This window comes from Pseudacidovorax sp. 1753 (assembly GCF_040544975.1).
Lineage (GTDB): Bacteria > Pseudomonadota > Gammaproteobacteria > Burkholderiales > Burkholderiaceae_C > Xenophilus.
The window spans coordinates 78,229-95,282 of record NZ_JBEPKY010000006.1 but is presented as its reverse complement, the minus strand read 5'-3'; the positions used below and the strand labels follow the sequence as shown (position 1 = coordinate 95,282).

16 protein-coding genes are annotated in these 17,054 nt (G+C 70.5%); 11 read left to right on the top strand and 5 right to left on the bottom strand.

The genetic code is table 11. The features are described 5' to 3' along the window. Window positions 1-922: 922 nt before the first annotated feature. Window positions 923-2,131: a CaiB/BaiF CoA transferase family protein gene (locus ABIC63_RS08955; protein ID WP_354319490.1), complete on the bottom strand. Its 1,209-nt coding sequence runs from the start codon at window positions 2,129-2,131 to the stop codon at window positions 923-925. Window positions 2,132-2,144: 13 nt separating this feature from the next. Beyond that, complete coding sequence (locus ABIC63_RS08950) at window positions 2,145-3,107, bottom strand: Bug family tripartite tricarboxylate transporter substrate binding protein (RefSeq protein WP_354319489.1); 963 nt, start codon at window positions 3,105-3,107, stop codon at window positions 2,145-2,147. Window positions 3,108-3,250: 143 nt separating this feature from the next. Here ABIC63_RS08950 and ABIC63_RS08945 point away from each other — a divergent pair, with 143 nt between their 5' ends. Then, window positions 3,251-4,132 carry an SMP-30/gluconolactonase/LRE family protein gene (locus ABIC63_RS08945; RefSeq protein WP_354319488.1) on the top strand — a complete coding sequence of 294 codons (882 nt, stop codon included), beginning with the start codon at window positions 3,251-3,253 and terminating at the stop codon, window positions 4,130-4,132. A 29-nt stretch (window positions 4,133-4,161) separates the two neighbouring features. Here the strand turns inward: ABIC63_RS08945 and ABIC63_RS08940 are convergent, their stop codons facing one another. Further along, entirely contained in the window at window positions 4,162-4,572 is a 411-nt protein-coding gene (locus tag ABIC63_RS08940; RefSeq protein ID WP_354319487.1) for a MarR family winged helix-turn-helix transcriptional regulator, read from the bottom strand. Between the two features lie 195 nt (window positions 4,573-4,767). Here ABIC63_RS08940 and ABIC63_RS08935 point away from each other — a divergent pair, with 195 nt between their 5' ends. Continuing rightward, window positions 4,768-6,480: a tannase/feruloyl esterase family alpha/beta hydrolase gene (locus ABIC63_RS08935; protein ID WP_354319486.1), complete on the top strand. Its 1,713-nt coding sequence runs from the start codon at window positions 4,768-4,770 to the stop codon at window positions 6,478-6,480. Between the two features lie 50 nt (window positions 6,481-6,530). Here the strand turns inward: ABIC63_RS08935 and ABIC63_RS08930 are convergent, their stop codons facing one another. Both ABIC63_RS08930 and ABIC63_RS08925 read right to left on the bottom strand, forming a co-directional pair. Next, entirely contained in the window at window positions 6,531-6,923 is a 393-nt protein-coding gene (locus ABIC63_RS08930; RefSeq protein ID WP_354319485.1) for a VOC family protein, read from the bottom strand. A gap of 84 nt (window positions 6,924-7,007) precedes the next feature. Beyond that, window positions 7,008-7,925: a LysR family transcriptional regulator gene (locus ABIC63_RS08925; protein WP_354319484.1), complete on the bottom strand. Its 918-nt coding sequence runs from the start codon at window positions 7,923-7,925 to the stop codon at window positions 7,008-7,010. A 102-nt stretch (window positions 7,926-8,027) separates the two neighbouring features. Here ABIC63_RS08925 and ABIC63_RS08920 point away from each other — a divergent pair, with 102 nt between their 5' ends. The 9 genes from ABIC63_RS08920 (at window position 8,028) to ABIC63_RS08880 (ending at window position 17,050) form a co-directional block, all read left to right on the top strand. Further along, window positions 8,028-9,122, top strand: coding sequence for an LLM class flavin-dependent oxidoreductase (locus ABIC63_RS08920; RefSeq protein WP_354319483.1), 1,095 nt, complete (start codon window positions 8,028-8,030; stop codon window positions 9,120-9,122). 21 nt (window positions 9,123-9,143) lie between these two features. Then, a complete protein-coding gene (locus tag ABIC63_RS08915) occupies window positions 9,144-10,085 on the top strand; it encodes a flavin reductase family protein (RefSeq protein ID WP_354319482.1) in 942 nt (313 codons plus the stop codon). Between the two features lie 72 nt (window positions 10,086-10,157). After that, window positions 10,158-11,321: an acyl-CoA dehydrogenase family protein gene (locus ABIC63_RS08910; RefSeq protein WP_354319481.1), complete on the top strand. Its 1,164-nt coding sequence runs from the start codon at window positions 10,158-10,160 to the stop codon at window positions 11,319-11,321. A gap of 4 nt (window positions 11,322-11,325) precedes the next feature. Then, window positions 11,326-12,441, top strand: coding sequence for an acyl-CoA dehydrogenase family protein (locus ABIC63_RS08905; RefSeq protein ID WP_354319480.1), 1,116 nt, complete (start codon window positions 11,326-11,328; stop codon window positions 12,439-12,441). Further along, a complete protein-coding gene (locus ABIC63_RS08900) occupies window positions 12,438-13,199 on the top strand; it encodes an enoyl-CoA hydratase/isomerase family protein (protein ID WP_354319479.1) in 762 nt (253 codons plus the stop codon). Before ABIC63_RS08905 ends, ABIC63_RS08900 begins: the two co-directional genes overlap by 4 nt. Then, the gene (locus ABIC63_RS08895; protein ID WP_354319478.1) at window positions 13,196-15,340 is read left to right on the top strand and encodes an acetate--CoA ligase family protein; all 2,145 of its coding nucleotides are present in this window, start codon (window positions 13,196-13,198) and stop codon (window positions 15,338-15,340) included. Before ABIC63_RS08900 ends, ABIC63_RS08895 begins: the two co-directional genes overlap by 4 nt. Continuing rightward, window positions 15,337-16,104 carry an SDR family NAD(P)-dependent oxidoreductase gene (locus ABIC63_RS08890; protein ID WP_354319477.1) on the top strand — a complete coding sequence of 256 codons (768 nt, stop codon included), beginning with the start codon at window positions 15,337-15,339 and terminating at the stop codon, window positions 16,102-16,104. Before ABIC63_RS08895 ends, ABIC63_RS08890 begins: the two co-directional genes overlap by 4 nt. After that, window positions 16,101-16,499 carry a VOC family protein gene (locus ABIC63_RS08885; RefSeq protein WP_354319476.1) on the top strand — a complete coding sequence of 133 codons (399 nt, stop codon included), beginning with the start codon at window positions 16,101-16,103 and terminating at the stop codon, window positions 16,497-16,499. The genes ABIC63_RS08890 and ABIC63_RS08885 overlap by 4 nt, the downstream gene beginning before the upstream one ends. Window positions 16,500-16,516: 17 nt before the next feature. Further along, complete coding sequence (locus tag ABIC63_RS08880) at window positions 16,517-17,050, top strand: nuclear transport factor 2 family protein (protein ID WP_354319602.1); 534 nt, start codon at window positions 16,517-16,519, stop codon at window positions 17,048-17,050. Window positions 17,051-17,054: the final 4 nt, after the last annotated feature.

Below are 17,054 nucleotides of genomic sequence, written 5' to 3'. Positions count from 1 at the left end.
CCTGGTGTCTGATGCTTGGTGCTTGGTGCTTGGTGCTTGGTGCTTGGTGCTTGGTGCTTGGTGCGCCTCAAGGGTGGCATGGCGGGTGCCGTGAAGCTAACCCGGCAGAGGACGCCGGCATGCGCGCTCCCGGTGCACGCTCGCGCTGACCGGCTTGCCTCGCCGGACGGGTGCTCGCTTTCCACCGACGTGCTCGGGGCACTGCACGGCGCCGCGAATGGCACCTCCGCACGCACACCGGCATCCTCCGCCTCGACGCTGCGCCCGAACGGCCGGGTTCGGCCATACGGGTCCTAACTCCGTTCGCCCTGAGCTCGTCGAAGGGCAGAGCGGAGCGCGGCGCAAATGCCCGGCGCTGCTTGACCTGCCTGCGTGCCGCCCACAGGTGCGAGGCTTCGACAGGCTCAGCTCGAACGGTCTGGGGGTTGACGGGCCCGCCTTGCCCTGAAACGCAGGATCAGGACTTCAGGACTCAAGGACTCAAGGACTCAAGGACTCCACGGCCCTGATGGTCTCAAGGCCCCATGACCTGAACAGCGGAGGGCTCGCGCGCAACGTCGAGGCGGAGGATGCCGGTGTGCGTGCGGAGGTGCCATTCGCGGCGCCGTGCAGTGCGGCAAGCACGTCGGTGGAGAGCGGGCACCCGTGTCGTGCAGCAAGCCGGTCGGCGCGAGCGTGCACCGGGAGCGCGCATGCCGGCGTCCTCCGCCGGGTTAGTACCCCTATCGCCAGTGCCCGGCGCCCTATTGCCAGTGCCCGAGGCCCTATTGCCAGTGCACCAGCGTCCTACCACCACTGCCCCGAGACGCTTCGCCAGCGCACCAGGCCCCTGCCACCCATCGTCCCAGGACACGACCGCCGGTCGACGCAGGAGAAGCGGCGGATCTTTCCCGCCGGTCAGTGAGACCCCGACGAACCCGCGCTACCGGATCACCTGCCGCGCCCGCAGACCTTCCAGATCGCTGCCCTGCAAACCGAGCAGCTCGCCCAGCACCTCGGCCGTGTGCTCGCCCAGATGCGGCGGCGGCTGGTGCACCGGCGCGCGCTGGCCGTCGAACACGTAAGGCGGTGCGTGCACGCCCTGCGTGCCGGCCTCGCTGTCCTCGAAGCTGTGCCACAGGCCCACCTCACGCGTGCGCTTCGAACCGAGCGCCTCGTACAGCCCCAGCACCTCGCCGCAGGGAATGCCCGCGGCATCCATGCGCCCGATCAGCAGCGCCCGCGGATGCTTCGCGATCTCGGCCAGCAGGATGGGCAGCAGCACGGCGCGGTGCTTCGAGCGCTCGGTGTTCTGCGCGAAGCGCGGGTCTTGCGGCAGGTCCGGCCGGTCGATCACGGCCTCGCAGAACTTGCGGAACTGACCGTTGTTGCCCACCGCGATCACCACGGGTCCGTCGGCCGCGTCGAACACACCGTACGGCACGATCGATGGATGCGAGTTGCCGAACTTGGGCGGATCGGCCTGCTGCATCCAGGCCGTGAGACCGTAGTACGACGTGATCATCATGCCGCCGTCGTACAGCGACATCTGGATGTGCCGCCCACGGCCCGTGCGGTGGCGCTCGTGCAGCACGGCCAGGATCGCCTGTCCCGCATACATGCCGGTGAACATGTCCACTGCCGCGATGCCGAACTTGAGCGGGCCCTGGCCCTCCTCGCCGTTCATCGCCATCAGGCCCGTCTCGCCCTGGATCACCAGGTCGTAGCCCGGACGCGCGCGCTCCGGCCCCAGCGCCGAGTAACCCGCGATGGAGCAGTAGACGAGCCCGGGATTCAGCGCCTTCAGGTCCTCATAGCCCAGGCCCATCTTCTCGGCACCACCGTGCTTGAAGTTCTGGATCAGCACGTCGCTCTTCGCCGCCAGCTGCCGCGCCATGTCGCGGCCCTCGGGCGTCTGCAGGTCGAGGGCCACCGAGCGCTTGTTGCGGTTGCAGCTGTTGAAGTAGGTGGTGTTGTGCTGGCCGATGCGCAGCCCCCAGTCGCGCGTGTCGTCCCCGCGCTCGGGATGCTCCACCTTGATCACCTCCGCGCCCAGGTCCGCCAGCGCCTGCGCGCACAGCGGGCCCGCCATCACGCGGGACAGGTCCAGCACACGCAGGCCGGCGAGCGGGGCGGGAGACAGGGACGTCATGGCGGGCGGGGCTTCAAGTGCCTTGCTTGGGGATGTTCAGGCTCTGCAGCAATGGCAGCCAGCGGTCCGATTCGGTCTTGACGAAGCGGTCCAGCTCTTCGGGCGTGCTCCCGCGCGGCTCCATGCCGATGGCGCGGGCGCGGGCCACGAACTCGGGGTCGGCGATCACCTGGTTGACGGCCTTGTTCAATTTGTCGATCGCGGCGCGCGGCGTGCCGGCCGGCACCGAGAACGAATACCAGAGCGTGGCCACCATGTCGTAGCCCATCTCCTTGAAGGTGGGGGCGTCGGGCATCTGCGGCAGGCGCTGGTCGTCCATCACGCCCAGCACGCGCAGCTTGCCGGCCTTGATGTAGGGCAGCGAGCCGGTGATGGAAGTCCCGTGGATGTCGATCTGCCCACCCAGCAGGGCCTGCAGTGCCGGCGCGTCGCCGTTGAAGGGGATGTGCGTGGTGCTGAAGCCCTGGGCGCGCTCGAAGGCGATGGGCGCCAGGTTGGTCAGGATGGAGGCACCCGGCGAGCCGCGGTTGATCTTGCCGGGGTTGGCCTTGGCATAGGCCACCATCTCCTTGATGTTCTTGTAGGGCAGGTCGGTGCGGCCCACGATCACCGAGGGCTGATAGGCGATCTGCGTGACCGAGGCGAAGTCCTTGGCCGGGTCGTAGGGCAGCTTGTCGTACAGCGCGATGTTGTTGGCCAGCGTGCCGAGCGACGAGACCAGCACCGTCTGGCCGTCCGGCTTGGAGCGGGCCACGTAGTCGGCCGCCAGGATGCCGCTCGCACCGGGCTTGTTGTCGATGATGACGTTCATGCCGTGCTTGTTCAGCTCCTGGGCCAGGATGCGGCAGTACTGGTCGGTACCGCCCCCGGCGGCGAAGGGCACCACGATGCGGGTGACGTTCTGCTGGGCGAAGGCCGGGCTCAGCGCGCAGGCGCCGAGCAGCAGGCCGGCCAGGAAGTGGCGGCGATGGCTCATGGTGTGTCTCCGGGTCTTGGGCCCTGTCTCGGGCGTGGCGGCCAGTCTAGGGGGGTGTCCACAGACCTTGATCTCGATCAATGAAAAGATGCTTTCCGTGTCCTGCACATCGGGGCCCGGACCGGCTGCGCACACTGCGGGGCATGCCGCATCTCGACATCCGCCGCCTGGGCACCACGCGCGACCAGCTGGGCGAAAGCCCCTGCTGGGACGCCGAGGCGCAGGCCCTGTGCTGGATCGATGCGCTGGCCGGCACGATGCACCGCCTGCACCCCGCCACCGGCGCGCTGGAATCGCATGCGCTGCCTGCGCCCCTGGGCGCCATCGCGCCGGCCCAAGGCGATGCGGTGGTGGTGGCGCTGCGCCATGGCTTCGGCCGCTACGACTTCGGCACGCGCCGGCTGACGATGCTTGGCGACATCGGCCTCTCGGATCTCGACGTGCGGCTCAACGACGGCAAGTGCGACGCGGCGGGCAACTTCGTGGCCGGCACCATGCACATGAACCGGCCGGCGGATGTGCCGGTGCGCGGCGGGCTTTACCGGCTGTCGCCGGCAGGTCGCGTGGAGCAACTGGCCGACGACATCGGCTTTGCCAACGGCCCCTGCTTCAGCCCCGACGGACGCACGCTCTACCTGGCCGACAGCCTGGCGCGCGTCATCTGGGCTTACGACTACGACCCGCAGGGCGCGCTGGCCAACAAGCGCCGCTTCGTCGAGACGCATGCTTTCGACTCCGGCCCCGATGGCGCAACGGTGGACGCCGAGGGCTTCGTCTGGAGCGTCATGGTGCGCGCGGCGCAACTGGCCCGCTTCTCGCCGTCGGGCGAACTGGAGCGGCTGGTGCCGCTGCCGCTGACGTACCCGACCAGCCTGTGCTTCGGCGGGCCGGGCTTGACGCGGCTGTATGTGACCAGCATCTCGCGCAGCGCCCGGCTGGAAGGCCGGCTGCCGCAGGACGGCGGCCTGTTCGTCGTCGACGGGCTGTCGGTGGCGGGCTTGCCCACGCAGCGCTTCGGCGGATAGCGGCGAGCGCCGCTCTCGGCCGCAGCGGCTCAGCCGGCCGCGAGCTTCAGCAACTGCACCAGCTTGGCCGCCTGCGCCGGGCTCAGGCGCGCCAGCGTGGCGTCGCTGACGCCGGCGGCGGCATCGGCAAGTCGTTCGTAAAGCGCCAGGCCCTCCGGTGTCAGCGAGACCAGGACCCGGCGCCGGTGCGCCGGGTCGTCCTGGAACTGCACCAGTCCCCGTGCTGCCAGGCGGTCCGCCACGCCCTTGATCGTGGCGGCATCCATGGCGGTCATGCGCCCCAACAGGTTCTGCGAGCACTCCTGCACCTGGGCCAGCTTGGAGATCACCGCCCACTGGGTGGGCGTCAGTCCGTCCAGGGCCTGGGTCAGCAGTTCCGCATTGCGCTGATAGAGAACCCGCAGCAGGAAGCCGACCTGTTCATCCAGTCGATAGCTCATCGGGGCATTGTGCTTTCGTGTGCCAGGCCGGTGCGCCGGCCCTGGCTCGGATTCTGCTAAGTGGCTGCGTCCGATTGTTTGCATACAAACAATCAAGGCGGCATGGCGAGGCTGCGGACGGTGCTCGCGCCTGTGCAATCTGATTCCAACTCAATCATCGCGAGGGATTCCATGATGAAGTTACAAGGATGGTGTGTGACTGGTGTGGCTGCGGCCGCCACGCTGCTGGTGACCGCATGCGGAGGAAGTGGCGGGGGCACGAGCTTTGCGCCCACGGCAGCAGCGCCCGCGCCCGCTTCAAGCGGGACCTCCACGAGCAGCGCGCCTGCGCCGGCGCCTGAGGCGAGCTTCGAGGCCCAGTGCAGTGCACTGGCCGGGCTGCCGCTGGCCAACGGAAAGCTGGTCAGCGCGGTCTACACGGCGGGCGTGACCAACACGGCGAGCCCCGCATCGTCCACACCCGACCACTGCCTGGTGCGCGGCGAACTCAATTCGCGCACGGGCGTCGACGGCAAGCCCTACGCGATCCTCTTCGAACTGCGGCTGCCCAAGGACTGGAACCAGCGCTTCTTCTACCAGGGCGGCAGCGGCGTGGACGGCAGCGTGCCGGCCGCGCTCGGCGCCTATCCCGGGGGTGGCGCCACGCGCAACGCGCTGCTGGACGGCTATGCGGTCGTGACCACCGACTCGGGGCACGAGGCGCCCTTCGACATGAGCTCGAACGTCACCTTCCTGTTCGCGGTCGATCCGCAGGCCCGTGACGAATACGGCGACAAGCAGCTGCCGCTGGTGGCCGGCTCGTCGCAGGCGGTGATGAAGCAGCTCTATGGCATGCAGCCCAGCCGCTCCTATTTCGTCGGCTGCTCCAACGGCGGGCGCCAGGCGATGGTTGCGGCCCAGCGCTACCCACAGCTGTTCGACGGCATCGTGGCCGGCGCGCCCGGCTTTCGCCTGACGGCGGCGGCGCTCGAGGGCTCGATCTTCCGTGCCCAGGCGGCGGCGTCGGTGGCGCCCTTGGGCACCGACGGCAAGCCCGACATCTTCAATGCGCTCACGAGTGCGGAGAAGGACACGGTGCGCAACCGCATCCTCGCCAGCTGCGACGCGGCCGACGGCGTCACCGACGGCATGGTCAGCAAGCCCAGCGCCTGCAACCCCGATCCGTCCCAGTGGGTCTGCACCGGCGGCGCCACCAGCAACTGCCTCAGCGCCGACAAGGCCGCCTATGTGAAGAAGTTCTTCGAGGGTGCGAAGACGTCCACCGGCCGCCAGATCTACGGACCTTGGCCCTATGACCCCGGCATGATCGACACGGTCGGCACGCCCGCCCAGCTGTACTACGCCATCTTCGCGGGCGAGGCCTCGCACGTGTACACCACGCCGCCGACGGTCACGCCCGACCTGCTCGGCTACGCCCGCACGGCCGACCTGGATGCCGAGTACGCCAAGATCTTCGACGTGTCCGGCATCTACACGCGCTCCGGCCACGAGTTCACGGACGCGGACTCGGCCGACATGGACGCCTTCCGCGCGCGGGGCGGCAAGATCCTGTCGTTCAACGGCACGGCCGACTGGGCCTTCTCCTTCACCGATCTGTCCAGGTACCAGGACCGCGTGATCGCACGCTACGGCCGCACCGAGGCCGACAAGTTCGCCCGCGCCTTCGCGGTGCCCGGCATGGACCACTGCAGCGGCGGCAAGTACGGCACCGACCAGTTCGATGCCTTCGGCGCCGTGGTCAACTGGGTCGAGAAGGGCCAGGCGCCCGACGTGATGGTGGCCACCGCACGCGCCGCCGCCGGCGTCGCTTGGCCGGGCCGCACCCGTCCGCTGTGTCCGTATCCGAAGGAAGCGGTCTACAACGGCTCGGGCAGCATCGAGTCGGCCGGCAGCTTCAGCTGCCGCTGACGGGCGGCTGCCCCTCGCCGGCACCGCACCGCGCTCGGCGCGGTGCCGGCTCAGATCCGCTCGGAAATCTCGATCAGGTTCAGGTCGGGGTCGCGCACGTAGACCGAGCGGATCTTCCCCGTCGCGCCGGTGCGCTCGACGGGGCCTTCGATCACCGGCCAGCCGTGGGCCGCCAGCCGTGCGAGCACCTCGTCCAGGGGCACCGCAGAGATGAAGCACAGGTCCAGCGCGCCGGGCACCGGAAGGTGGGCCTTGGGCTCGAACTCCGAACCCTGGACATGGATGTTGATCTTCTGGGGGCCGAACTTCAGGGCCTGCCGCTCGACGGGCGGCGTGCCGCCGACGAAGCTTTCCAGCTGCATGCCGAGAACACGGGTGTAGAAGTCGACGCAGGCCGCCGGACGGGAAGTCGTGAGCACGAGATGGTCGAGGTGGTCGATCATGATGCGGTTCCTTTCGGTGTCAGCCGCGCGGGCGCGCGGCATGGGGTCGGCCATGGCCTGCCTGCGGCGAGCGCTGCGACGGCCTCAGACATCGGCCGGCGCGTCGTCCTGCAGCGCCTCGGCCACGAAATCCACGAAGGCCCGCACCTTCAGCGGCAGGGCGCGGTTCTGGCGGAACACCGCGAAGATGCCGTTGGAAAACGCCCGCACCGCGAAGCGGTACTCGGGCAGCAGGCGCACCAGGGTGCCGTCCTGCAGGTTGCTGCGCACCGTGGGCTCGGACAGCAGCGCCACGCCCATGCCGCCCAGCGCGGCCAGGCGCAGCATCTCGCCGTTGTTGGCGCTGAGCACACCCTGGATCGCCAGCTCCTGCTGCGCGCCCTGCTCGTCCACGTACTTCCAGCTCGTGGCCTCGTGTTCGCGCCGGTAGGTGAGGCATCGGGCCTGCGGCAGGTCGTTCGGGTGCCTGATGCGTGAATTGGTCTTGAGGTAGGCGGGGCTGGCCACCAGCACCTCGTCGCTGGACAGCAGCCGCTTGATGACGAAGCCCGAGTCGTTGGATTCGCCGGTGCGGATGTCCACGTCGAAGTCGTGCTCGACCAGGTTGACCGGATGCTCCGACAGCTCGATCTGCACCTGGATGTCCGGATAGCGCTGGGCAAAGCGCGGCAGCAGTGGCGCCAACACGCGCAGGCCGATGTGCGTGCGCGAGTGCACCCGCAGCCGGCCTTCGGGCCGCTGGCGGGCGCTGCGCGCGGCCTGCTCGGCATCGGCCATGGCCTCCAGCACGCCCTCCGCGCGTGACAGGAAGGCCTGGCCGGCCTCGGTCATCTTGAGGTTGCGGCTGGTGCGGTCCACCAGCTGCACGCCCAGCTCTTCCTCCAGCGCGCTGATCCGGCGCGAGATGGTGGCCGGCGACAGGCTCAGGCTGCGCGCCGCGGCCGACAGGCTGCCCTTGCGCTGGGTGGTGACGAAGATGCGCAGCGAGTCGAGGGCCTTCATTTCGAAAGACGCAAAGAAGGTGTGCGCATGCCGGTGCGCTGGCAGGCCGGGGCGTTCCTAGCATTGATCCACGTCACGAACCAACGATCAGGAGCAAAGGCCATGGACTTCGGAATCTTCATTCTGATGCAGCAGCGGAACAAACATAAGACCTCGCACGAGATCCTGCGGGACGCGGTGGAGCAGACACGCCTGGCGGACGAGCTGGGCTTCGGCGCGGCATGGTATGCCGAGCACCACTTCAGCAACTACGGCATGTGCTCGTCGCCGCTGACGATGATCGCGCATTGCGCCGCCGCCACGCGCCGCATCCGCCTGGGCACGGGCATCGTGGTGGCGCCGCTGTACACGCCGGCCCGCCTGATCGCCGATGTGGCGATGGTGGACCAGCTGTCCAACGGGCGGCTCAATCTGGGCATCGGCTCGGGCTACCAGCACTTCGAATTCGAGCGCTTCGGCGTCGCACTGGAGACGGCCAAGGCCCGCACCTTCGAGATGCTGGACATGCTGGAGCTGGGCCTCAAGCAGCCCAAGTTCAGCTACGACGGGCAGTACTACCAGCAGCCCATGAGTGCCATCAGCCAGCGCGCGGTGCAGCAGCCCGGCCCGCCGATGTGGATCACCAGCGTGGACCCGAGCTTCGTCGCCCGCGCCGTGCGCGGCAACCACCATGTGTTCGTCTCCGGCGGCGACGGCGGCCTGGAGAAACTGGCCAGCACCCGCGCCCTCATCGACCGTGTGGCCACGCAGGAGGGCAAGGACCCGGCCGCCGTGCCCGTGGGCCTGCTGCGCGCCGCCTATGCCAGCAACGACAAGGCCGAGGTCGAGAAGTACCTGGACTGCGCCCGCTACCAGCGCCGCATCGCCGTCAGCCTCAAGCGCCGCACGGCGCAGATCGCCGACGACTACCAGGTGGAAGAGGGCATCGTCGAGGGCGAGCCCACGCTGGACGAGATGCGCGCCCTGCTGCCCGTGGGCAGCATCGACACGGTGATCGAGCGCGTGGTCAAGGAGATTCGAACCCTCAAGCCGGTGCACTACTGTTTCCAGACCCAGATGGGCGACTTCGACCACCCCACCATGCTGCGCCAGCTGCGCACCTGGGCCGAGGTCATCATCCCCACCGTGCAGCAGGAGATCGCCAACGACCCGCCGCACCGCGCCGCCGCCGCCCAACCCGAACTGGCCGCGGCCTGAGCCGCACGCCGAGGTTCCGCCATGACCGCGCTTGCCACCGCCGAACGCACCCGGCCCGCCATCGAGCCCGCGCTGCTGCGCCAGCACCTGGGCTGCTTTCCGACGGGCGTGGCCATCGTCACCACGCGCACGGCCGACGGCCAGCCCGCGGGGCTGACCTGCAACAGCTTCAGCTCGGTCTCGCTGGAGCCGCCGCTGGTGCTGTTCAGCCTGCGCAAGGCGAGCCGCCTGCTCGACACCTTCCAGCAGGCCGCGGGCTTCGCCATCCACATCCTGGGCGAGCACCAGGACGCGCTGTCGGGCCGCTTCGCCTCCAGCAGGATCGCGCACAAGTTCGAGGGCGTGGCCTGGCGCGAGGGCGGGCTGGGCATGCCGCTGCTGGACGATTGCCTGGCCAGCTTCGAATGCAGCCTGTTCGCCGCCCATGACGCGGGCGACCATGTCATCTTCATCGGCGAGGTGCACCACCTGGGTGCCGGCACGGGCGAGCAGGCGCTGGTGTTCTACAAGGGCGCCTACATGCGCCTGGCCGAGTCGCTGCGCCACCGCGTGGTGCAGGGCGGCATGGGCGATGCCGATGTGGACGAGGCCTACCGCACGCTCTACGGCCGGCTGCTGCGCCTGGCCTGCGAACGGGCGAGCGAGGCCGAGATCGACGCCATCGAGGCGGCCGCCGGGCTGATCGAGGCGCATCCCGAGGACGCGCCGCTCAAGGCCCGCATCGATTCGGCCAGCGCCTTCTTCGGCGCCATTGCCGCCGCCGGCCACAACGATGCGCTGATGCTCATGGCCCAGACCATGACCACGGTGCTGCGCGAGCGCATGACCCATGTGCTGTCGGTGCGCGCGCGGCCCGACCTGTACCCGCTGCGGCGCGCCGTGGTGCATCACCTGCGCGAGCGCGATGCCGAAGGCGCCGCCGCCGCGCTCGATGCGCTGATCGATCAGCTGCGTCGCGGCTGAGCGACCACACCGACGCGCCGCGGCCCGAGTGCCCGGCGCCATTCCCGATTGAGTGAGAGACGAGGAGACACGATGTCCATCGACTACGCCGCGTTCCGGCGTGAACTGGAGACCTTCGCCCGCCAGGCCTGCCCGCCCGAGATCCGGGCCGTGGTGGCCGGCGGCCAGAAGATCACCAAGCGCGAGTACCAGGCCTGGCAGAAGATCCTGAACGACCGCGGCTGGGGCGCCCCCAGCTGGCCGGTCGAGGTCGGCGGCACCGGCTGGGACATCCGCCAGCGCCTGATCTTCGAAGAGGTGATGGCCGAGAACGACTGCCCGCCGCTGTACCACCACGGCCTGGGCCACATCGGCCCGGTCATCATCCGCTTCGGCACGCCCGAGCAGAAGGCCCGCTTCCTGCCGCGCATCCTCGATGGCTCGGACTGGTGGTGCCAGGGCTATTCGGAGCCGGGCTCGGGCTCCGACCTGGCCTCGCTGCAGACCAGCGCCCGCCGCGACGGCGACGACTGGGTGGTCAACGGCCAGAAGATCTGGACCTCCCACGCGCACGAGGCCAGCATGATCTACATGCTGGTGCGCACCTCGAAGGAGGCGAAGAAGCAGGAGGGCATCTCGCTGCTGCTGGTGCCCATGGACACGCCCGGCATCACCGTGCGGCCCATCCGCACCATCGACGGCTGGCACCACCTCAACGAGGTCTTCTTCGACGAGGTGCGGGTGCGCACGGACAACCTGATCGGCGAAGAAGGCAAGGGCTGGACCTGCGCCAAGTTCCTGCTGGAGCGCGAGCGCCTGCCCCCGGCCAACGTGGCGCGGCTCGCACTGATGCACCGCCAGGTCTCGGCCCTGCTGCAGCAGGCCGCGCAGGCCGCCGGCGGACGGCGCGACTTCGGCGTGCTGCAACACAAGCTGCTGCTGTGCGAAGCCGAGCTGCAGGGCGCCCGCGTCATGATGGCCCAGGCCACCGACGACCTGATCCACCAGCGGCCCCTGGGCGTGCAGCCCTCGGCCATCAAGATGACCTGCGCCGACGTGGCGCAGCGCCTGACCACCATCGCCCTCGATGCGGTCGGCCCCGAGGCGGCGCACCGCTTCCTGGCCGAGGAGGGCGGCGAGGAGCTGCCCGCCGCCACCTGGATCCAGAACTACATGTTCACCCGCGCCCGCACCATCGCGGGCGGCACCTCCGAGGTGCAGCGCAACGTGATCGCCAACGCACTGTTGGGAGCCTGACCGGATGTCCACCCACTTCTCCCCGCTCTTCCCCGGCATGCTCTTCGACGCGGCCGACCGCTTCGCGCAGGACCATGTGCACACGCCCACCCTGCCCGGCGACCCGGTGCGCGAGCTGGGCTGGACCGCCACCCTGGTGCCCGAGTCCGACGGCGGCGTCGGCGGCACGCTGGCCGACCTGGCCAGCGTGGTCGAGGGCCTGGCCGCCCAGGGGCTGCAGCTGCCCGTGATCGAGACCTGCGCCGTGGTGCCGCTGCTGCTGCGTGCCGCGCCGACCGAGGTGGCCGGGCCCTGGCTGCAGGCCGTGGCCGAGTCCGAAGTGCAGATCGCGCCGCTGGCCGCGCTGTCGGCCCTGCCCGAAGATGGCACCCTGCGTGCGGTCCGCAGTGAAAGCGGCTTCGTGCTCGACGGCCGCGTGGACGGCGTGGACGCCACGCTGCCCGCCAGCCACTGGCTGGCCGTCGCCACGCTGGACGGCGCGCCCGCGCTCTTTCTGGTCGATGCCGAGCGCGTCGGTGCGCCCGCCGCCCGCTACCGCACCATGGAAGGCCGGCAGGGCGCGGACTTCCGGTTGGACGGCGTGTCGGTCCCCGCGACGGCGCTGCTGGCGCAGGGCGAACCGCTGCGCGCTGCGCTGGCCGCGGCCGGCGATGCGGCCCTGCTGCTCACGCTGGTCGACACCGTGGCCGCCCAGGCCGCGCTCATCCGACACACCATCACGCACCTGCAGGAGCGCCGGCAGTTCGGCGTGGCGCTGGCCACCTTCCAGGTGCTGCGCCATCGCGTAGCGGACATGTACGTCAAGGCGCAATGCGCTCAGGGCCTGGTGGTGCATGCCTTCCAGGCGCAGGAATCGGCCGCGCCCCAGCTGCGTCGCACGCTGCAGCTGGCCAAGCTCTCCATCGCCGAGACGGCCCGCGCCGCGGCCGAGGCCGCCATCCAGATGCACGGCGGCATGGGCCTGAGCGAGGAGGTGCTGGCCACCCGCCTGGCCCAGCGGCTGATCGCGTCGGAGTTCCGCTATGGCGACCGGCTGACCCAGTTGGCCGTGCTGCTGCATGCAGCCCCCGCTTCCTCCACCCCTTCTTCTGCCAACACCCTCCCTGGGAGCGCGCGATGAGCATCCACCTCGAAGTCTCCGAATACATCGCCGTCGTGCGGCTGGACAAGCCGCCCGTCAACGCCCTCGACCGCGCCTCGCGCCGCGACCTCATCGCCGCCTTCGACGAGATCTCCGAGCGCAGCGACGTGCGCGTGGCCATCCTCACCGGCACCGGCAAGGCCTTCTGCGCCGGTGCCGACCTCAAGGACCGGCCGAACGCCGACAAGGCCGGCGACTTCCTCGACCACAACCGTTGGACGCGCGAGACGGGCAATGCGATCCGCGAATGCGCCAAGCCGGTGATCGCGGCCATCAACGGTCCGGCGCTCGGCGCGGGCTTCGGGCTGATGGCGGCCTGCGACATCTTCCTGGCCAGCGAGGACGCCACCTTCGCCATGCCCGAGATCAACGTCGGCCTGGCCGGCGGCGTCTCGATGCTGCGCACGCTGGTGGGCCGCTCGTTCACGCGGCGCATGTTCTTCACCGGCATGAAGGTCTCGGCCGCCGAGCTGTACCGCCGCGGCGTGCTCGACGAGGTGGTGCCGGCCGAGCGGCTGATGCCGCTGGCCATGGAGATCGCGCAAGACATCGCCTCCAAGGCGCCGCTGGCCGTGGCCTATGCCAAGCAGGCCGCCAACATGATGGACCTGATGCCCCAGCGCGATGGCTACCGCGTGGAGCAGAACTTCACCATGGCGCTGTCGCGCACCGAGGACGCCAAGGAGGCGCGCCAGGCCTTCCTTGAGAAACGCCAACCGGTCTACAAGGGCCGATGAGCATGCGCCCCGACATCGACGTCGGCCACGGCCTGGAGGCGCTGTTCACGCCGCGCTCCATCGCCATCGTCGGCGCGTCCGACGACGTGACCAAGATCGGCGGCCGGCCGCTGCAGTTCCTGCGCAAGTACGGCTTTGCCGGCGCGATCTATCCGGTCAACCGCAAGGCGGCCGAGGTGCAGTCGCTGCGCGCTTACTCCGACGTGGCCGCGCTGCCCGAGGCGCCCGAGCTGGCCGTCATCGCCGTGCCGCCCGAGAGCGTGCCGCAGGCCGTGCGCGACTGCGCCGCCCGTGGCGTGAAGGCGGCCGTGGTGCTCTCCGCGGGCTTCTCCGAGATGGGCGAGGCCGGGGCCCGGCTGCAGGCCGAGATCGGCCGCATCGCCCGCGACACGGGCCTGCGCGTGGTGGGCCCCAACTGCCTGGGCGCCATCGGCGTGCCGGCCAAGAGCATCGCCACCTTCTCGGTGGCGCTGGAGTCCGCCTTTCCGGCGCCGGGGCCCGTGGGCATCGTCTCGCAGAGCGGCAACCTGGGCAGCTACACGCTGCGCCTCGCGTCCGAGCGGGGCCTGGGCATCAGCCGCATGCTGACCACCGGCAACGAATGCGATGTGGACATCGCGGATGCCATCGCTTCGGCCGCGGCCGACCCGGGCACCCGCGTCATCCTCTGCTGCATGGAGACCTGCCGCGACGGCGACAAGCTGCGCCGCGCCATGGCCCTGGCCCGTGCCGCGGGCAAGCCCCTGGTGGTGCTGAAGGTCGGCGTCTCCGAGGCGGGCAGCGCCGCCGCCGCCTCGCACACCGGCGCGCTGGCGGGCTCCGACGCGGTGTTCGACGCCGTGCTGCGCGAGGGCGGCGCCCTGCGCGTGCCCAGCATCGAGCAACTGCTGGACGTGGGCCATGCGCTGGCCGTGCTCGGCAAAGGCCGTCTGCCCGCGGGCCGGCGCATCGCGGTGCTCACGGCCTCGGGCGGCTTCGGCGTGCTGCTGGCCGATGCGGCCAGCGCGCAGGGCCTGACGCTGCCGCGCCTCGCCGAGGCCACCCAGCAGCGCATCCTGCAGGCAGTGGCCTTCGCGGCGCCGGCCAATCCGGTGGACATGACGGCGCAGGTCTCAAGCCGGCCCGAGCTGCTGGCCCAGGTGCTGGACGCCGTGGCCGCCGATCCGGCCTGCGATACCCTGCTGCTGCAGTCGGCCAATGCCTTCCATGTGCCGCGGCTGCGCGACGTCTTCCTGGCTGCGCTCACGCAGATGCGCGGGCGGCATCCGCAGCGGCTCATCGTGCTGTGCGCGCGCGCACCGGCCGAGGTGCGGCGGCAACTCGATGCGCTGGGCGTTCCGGCCATCGAGGGCATCGACGCGGCCTGCGCCACCGTGGCGGCGCTGGCGACGCTGGGCATGCAGGCCGGACAGCCATCCACCGTTGAAGCAACACCGCGCACGCCGCTGGCCACCGAGGCCTTCGCCACCGAGGCCAGTGCCAAGGCGGCCCTGGCTGCGGCCGGCCTGCCGGTGCTGCGCGAGGTGGTCGCCACCACGCGCGACGAGGCGGTGGCCGCAGCACGCGCCATCGGCTTCCCGGTGGTGCTCAAGATCGTCTCGCCCGACATCGCCCACAAGACCGAGGTGGGCGGCGTGGTGGTGGGCGTGAGTAGCGAAGGCCAGCTCATCGATGCGCACGACACGATGCGGGCCCGCGTGGCCGACAAGGCACCCCATGCCCGCATCGACGGCGTGCTGGTGGCGCAGATGGCGCCAGCCGGCTGTGAGCTGATCCTGGGCACCAAGACCGACCCCGTCTTCGGGCCCATGGTCATGGTCGGCCTGGGCGGCATCCATGCCGAGATCTGGAAGGACGTGGCCCTGCGGCCCGCACCCGTCGATGCGGTGGGTGCCGAGGCCATGCTGCGTTCGCTCCAATCCTTCGCGCTGCTGGATGGCGCCCGCGGCCGGCCCAAGGCCGACGTGGCCGCCGCCGCCCAGGCCATCGCCGCGCTGTCGCGCTTTGCCGCCCGGCATGCCGACGACGTGGCCGAGATCGACATCAACCCGCTGGTGGTGCTGGACGCCGGCCAGGGTGCCTTCGCGCTCGATGCGCTGCTGGTGCCCACCTCCAAGACCCAGAAGGACGTTCACGCATGACCGCTACCCTTTCCTCATTGACGGGCCGCACGGCCTTCATCAGCGGCGCCGGCCACGGCATCGGCCGTGCCACGGCGCTGGCCCTGGCGGCGCGCGGTGCCGTCGTCGGCATCAACGACCTCAAGCCCGAGTTCGTCGAGGATGCCGTGGCGGCGGTGCGCGCCGCGGGCGGCCAGGCCATCGGCCTGCCCTGCGACGTCTCCACCCGTGACGGCATGCGCGAGGCCGTGCAGCGTTTCGCCTCCGACGCGGGGCGCCTCGACGTGATGGTCAACAACGCCGCCTGGGTGCGCTACCAGACGCTGGCCGAGATCACGCCCGAGGTCATGGACCGCATGGTGGAGATCGGCTTCAAGTCGGTGATCTGGGGCATCCAGGCCGCGGCCGAGGCCATGGATGCCGAGCGGGGCGGCGCCATCGTCAACGTGGCCTCCATCGCGGCCTTCAAGTCGCCGATGCGCTCGGTGGTCTACAGCGGCATCAAGGCCGGCGTGCTGGGCATCACCCGCGCCGCGGCGGCCGACCTGGGGGCGCGCCGCATCCGCGTCAATGCAGTCGCGCCCGGTGCCGTGCCCACCGAAGGCACGGTGCGCAACCGCAATGCCGAGCTGGATGCGAGGCGCATCGCCCGCACGCCACTGGGCCGCCTCGGCACGGTGCAGGACATCGCGGACGCCATCGCCTTCCTGGCGAGCGACGATGCGCGCTTCCTCAATGCGGAGGTGCTGCGTCTGGACGGCGGTGCCTCGGAGACCTCGCTGTGAGCGCGCCGGCCAAGCCCTTCGCGCCCTCGCGACTGCAGAACGTCTACCTGGTGGCCGAGCGGCCGGCTGCGCTGCACGCCTTCTACAGCGAGGCCCTGGGCCTGTCGCTCAAGTTCGCCGATGGCGAGCGCTGGTACCAGTACGGCGTGGGCGGCGGCAATGTCTCGCTCGCCTGCCGCGAGGAGGCGGCGCCCGACACCTCGGGCACGGTGATGGTGTTCGAGGTGGCCGACTTCGACGGCGCTTCGGAACGCATCGCCGCGGCCGGCGGCGAGGTGCTGGGTCTGCGCGACATGGGCGCCCATGGCGCCGTGCTGTCGCTGCGCGACCCGGAGGGTCATGTGGTGCAGCTGTTCCGGCGGGCGCCTGCGGTAGGCGCCAAGGCGCAACCGTGAGCGCTGGCGCCGTCGACATGGCCGCGTTGCAGGCCCTGCTGGACCGCGAGGCCATCCGCGACTGCCTGTACCGCTACTGCCGCGGCATCGACCGCTGCGACGAGGCGGCCTTGCGCTCGGCCTACTGGCCCGATGCCACGGACTGCCACGGCGCCTGGAAGGGCAGCGCCACCGGCTTCATCGACCAGGCGCTGGCCAGGCTGCGCCAGGGCGGCCGGCGCGTGCACCAGATCAGCAACATCCTGATCGAACTCGCCGGCGACACGGCGGCGGTCGAGAGCAGCTTTCTCGCGCTGCAGTCGACGGCGGCCCAGCCCGGGCGCGAGACCTTTCTCTGTGGCCGCTACGTCGACCGCTTCGAGCGCCGCGAGGGCGAATGGCGCGTGGCCGACCGCACGGTGGTCTACGACTGGATCGAGGAGCGCGCGCGGCCCGAACTGGCGCAGGGCGATGCGCAGCTCTTCGGCGTGCGGCAGCCGACGGCGGCGATGGCGCCGGCCGATCCGGTCTATGCGCTCCTTGCGGCCCTGCACGAGCCGGCCCGGCGATGACGAG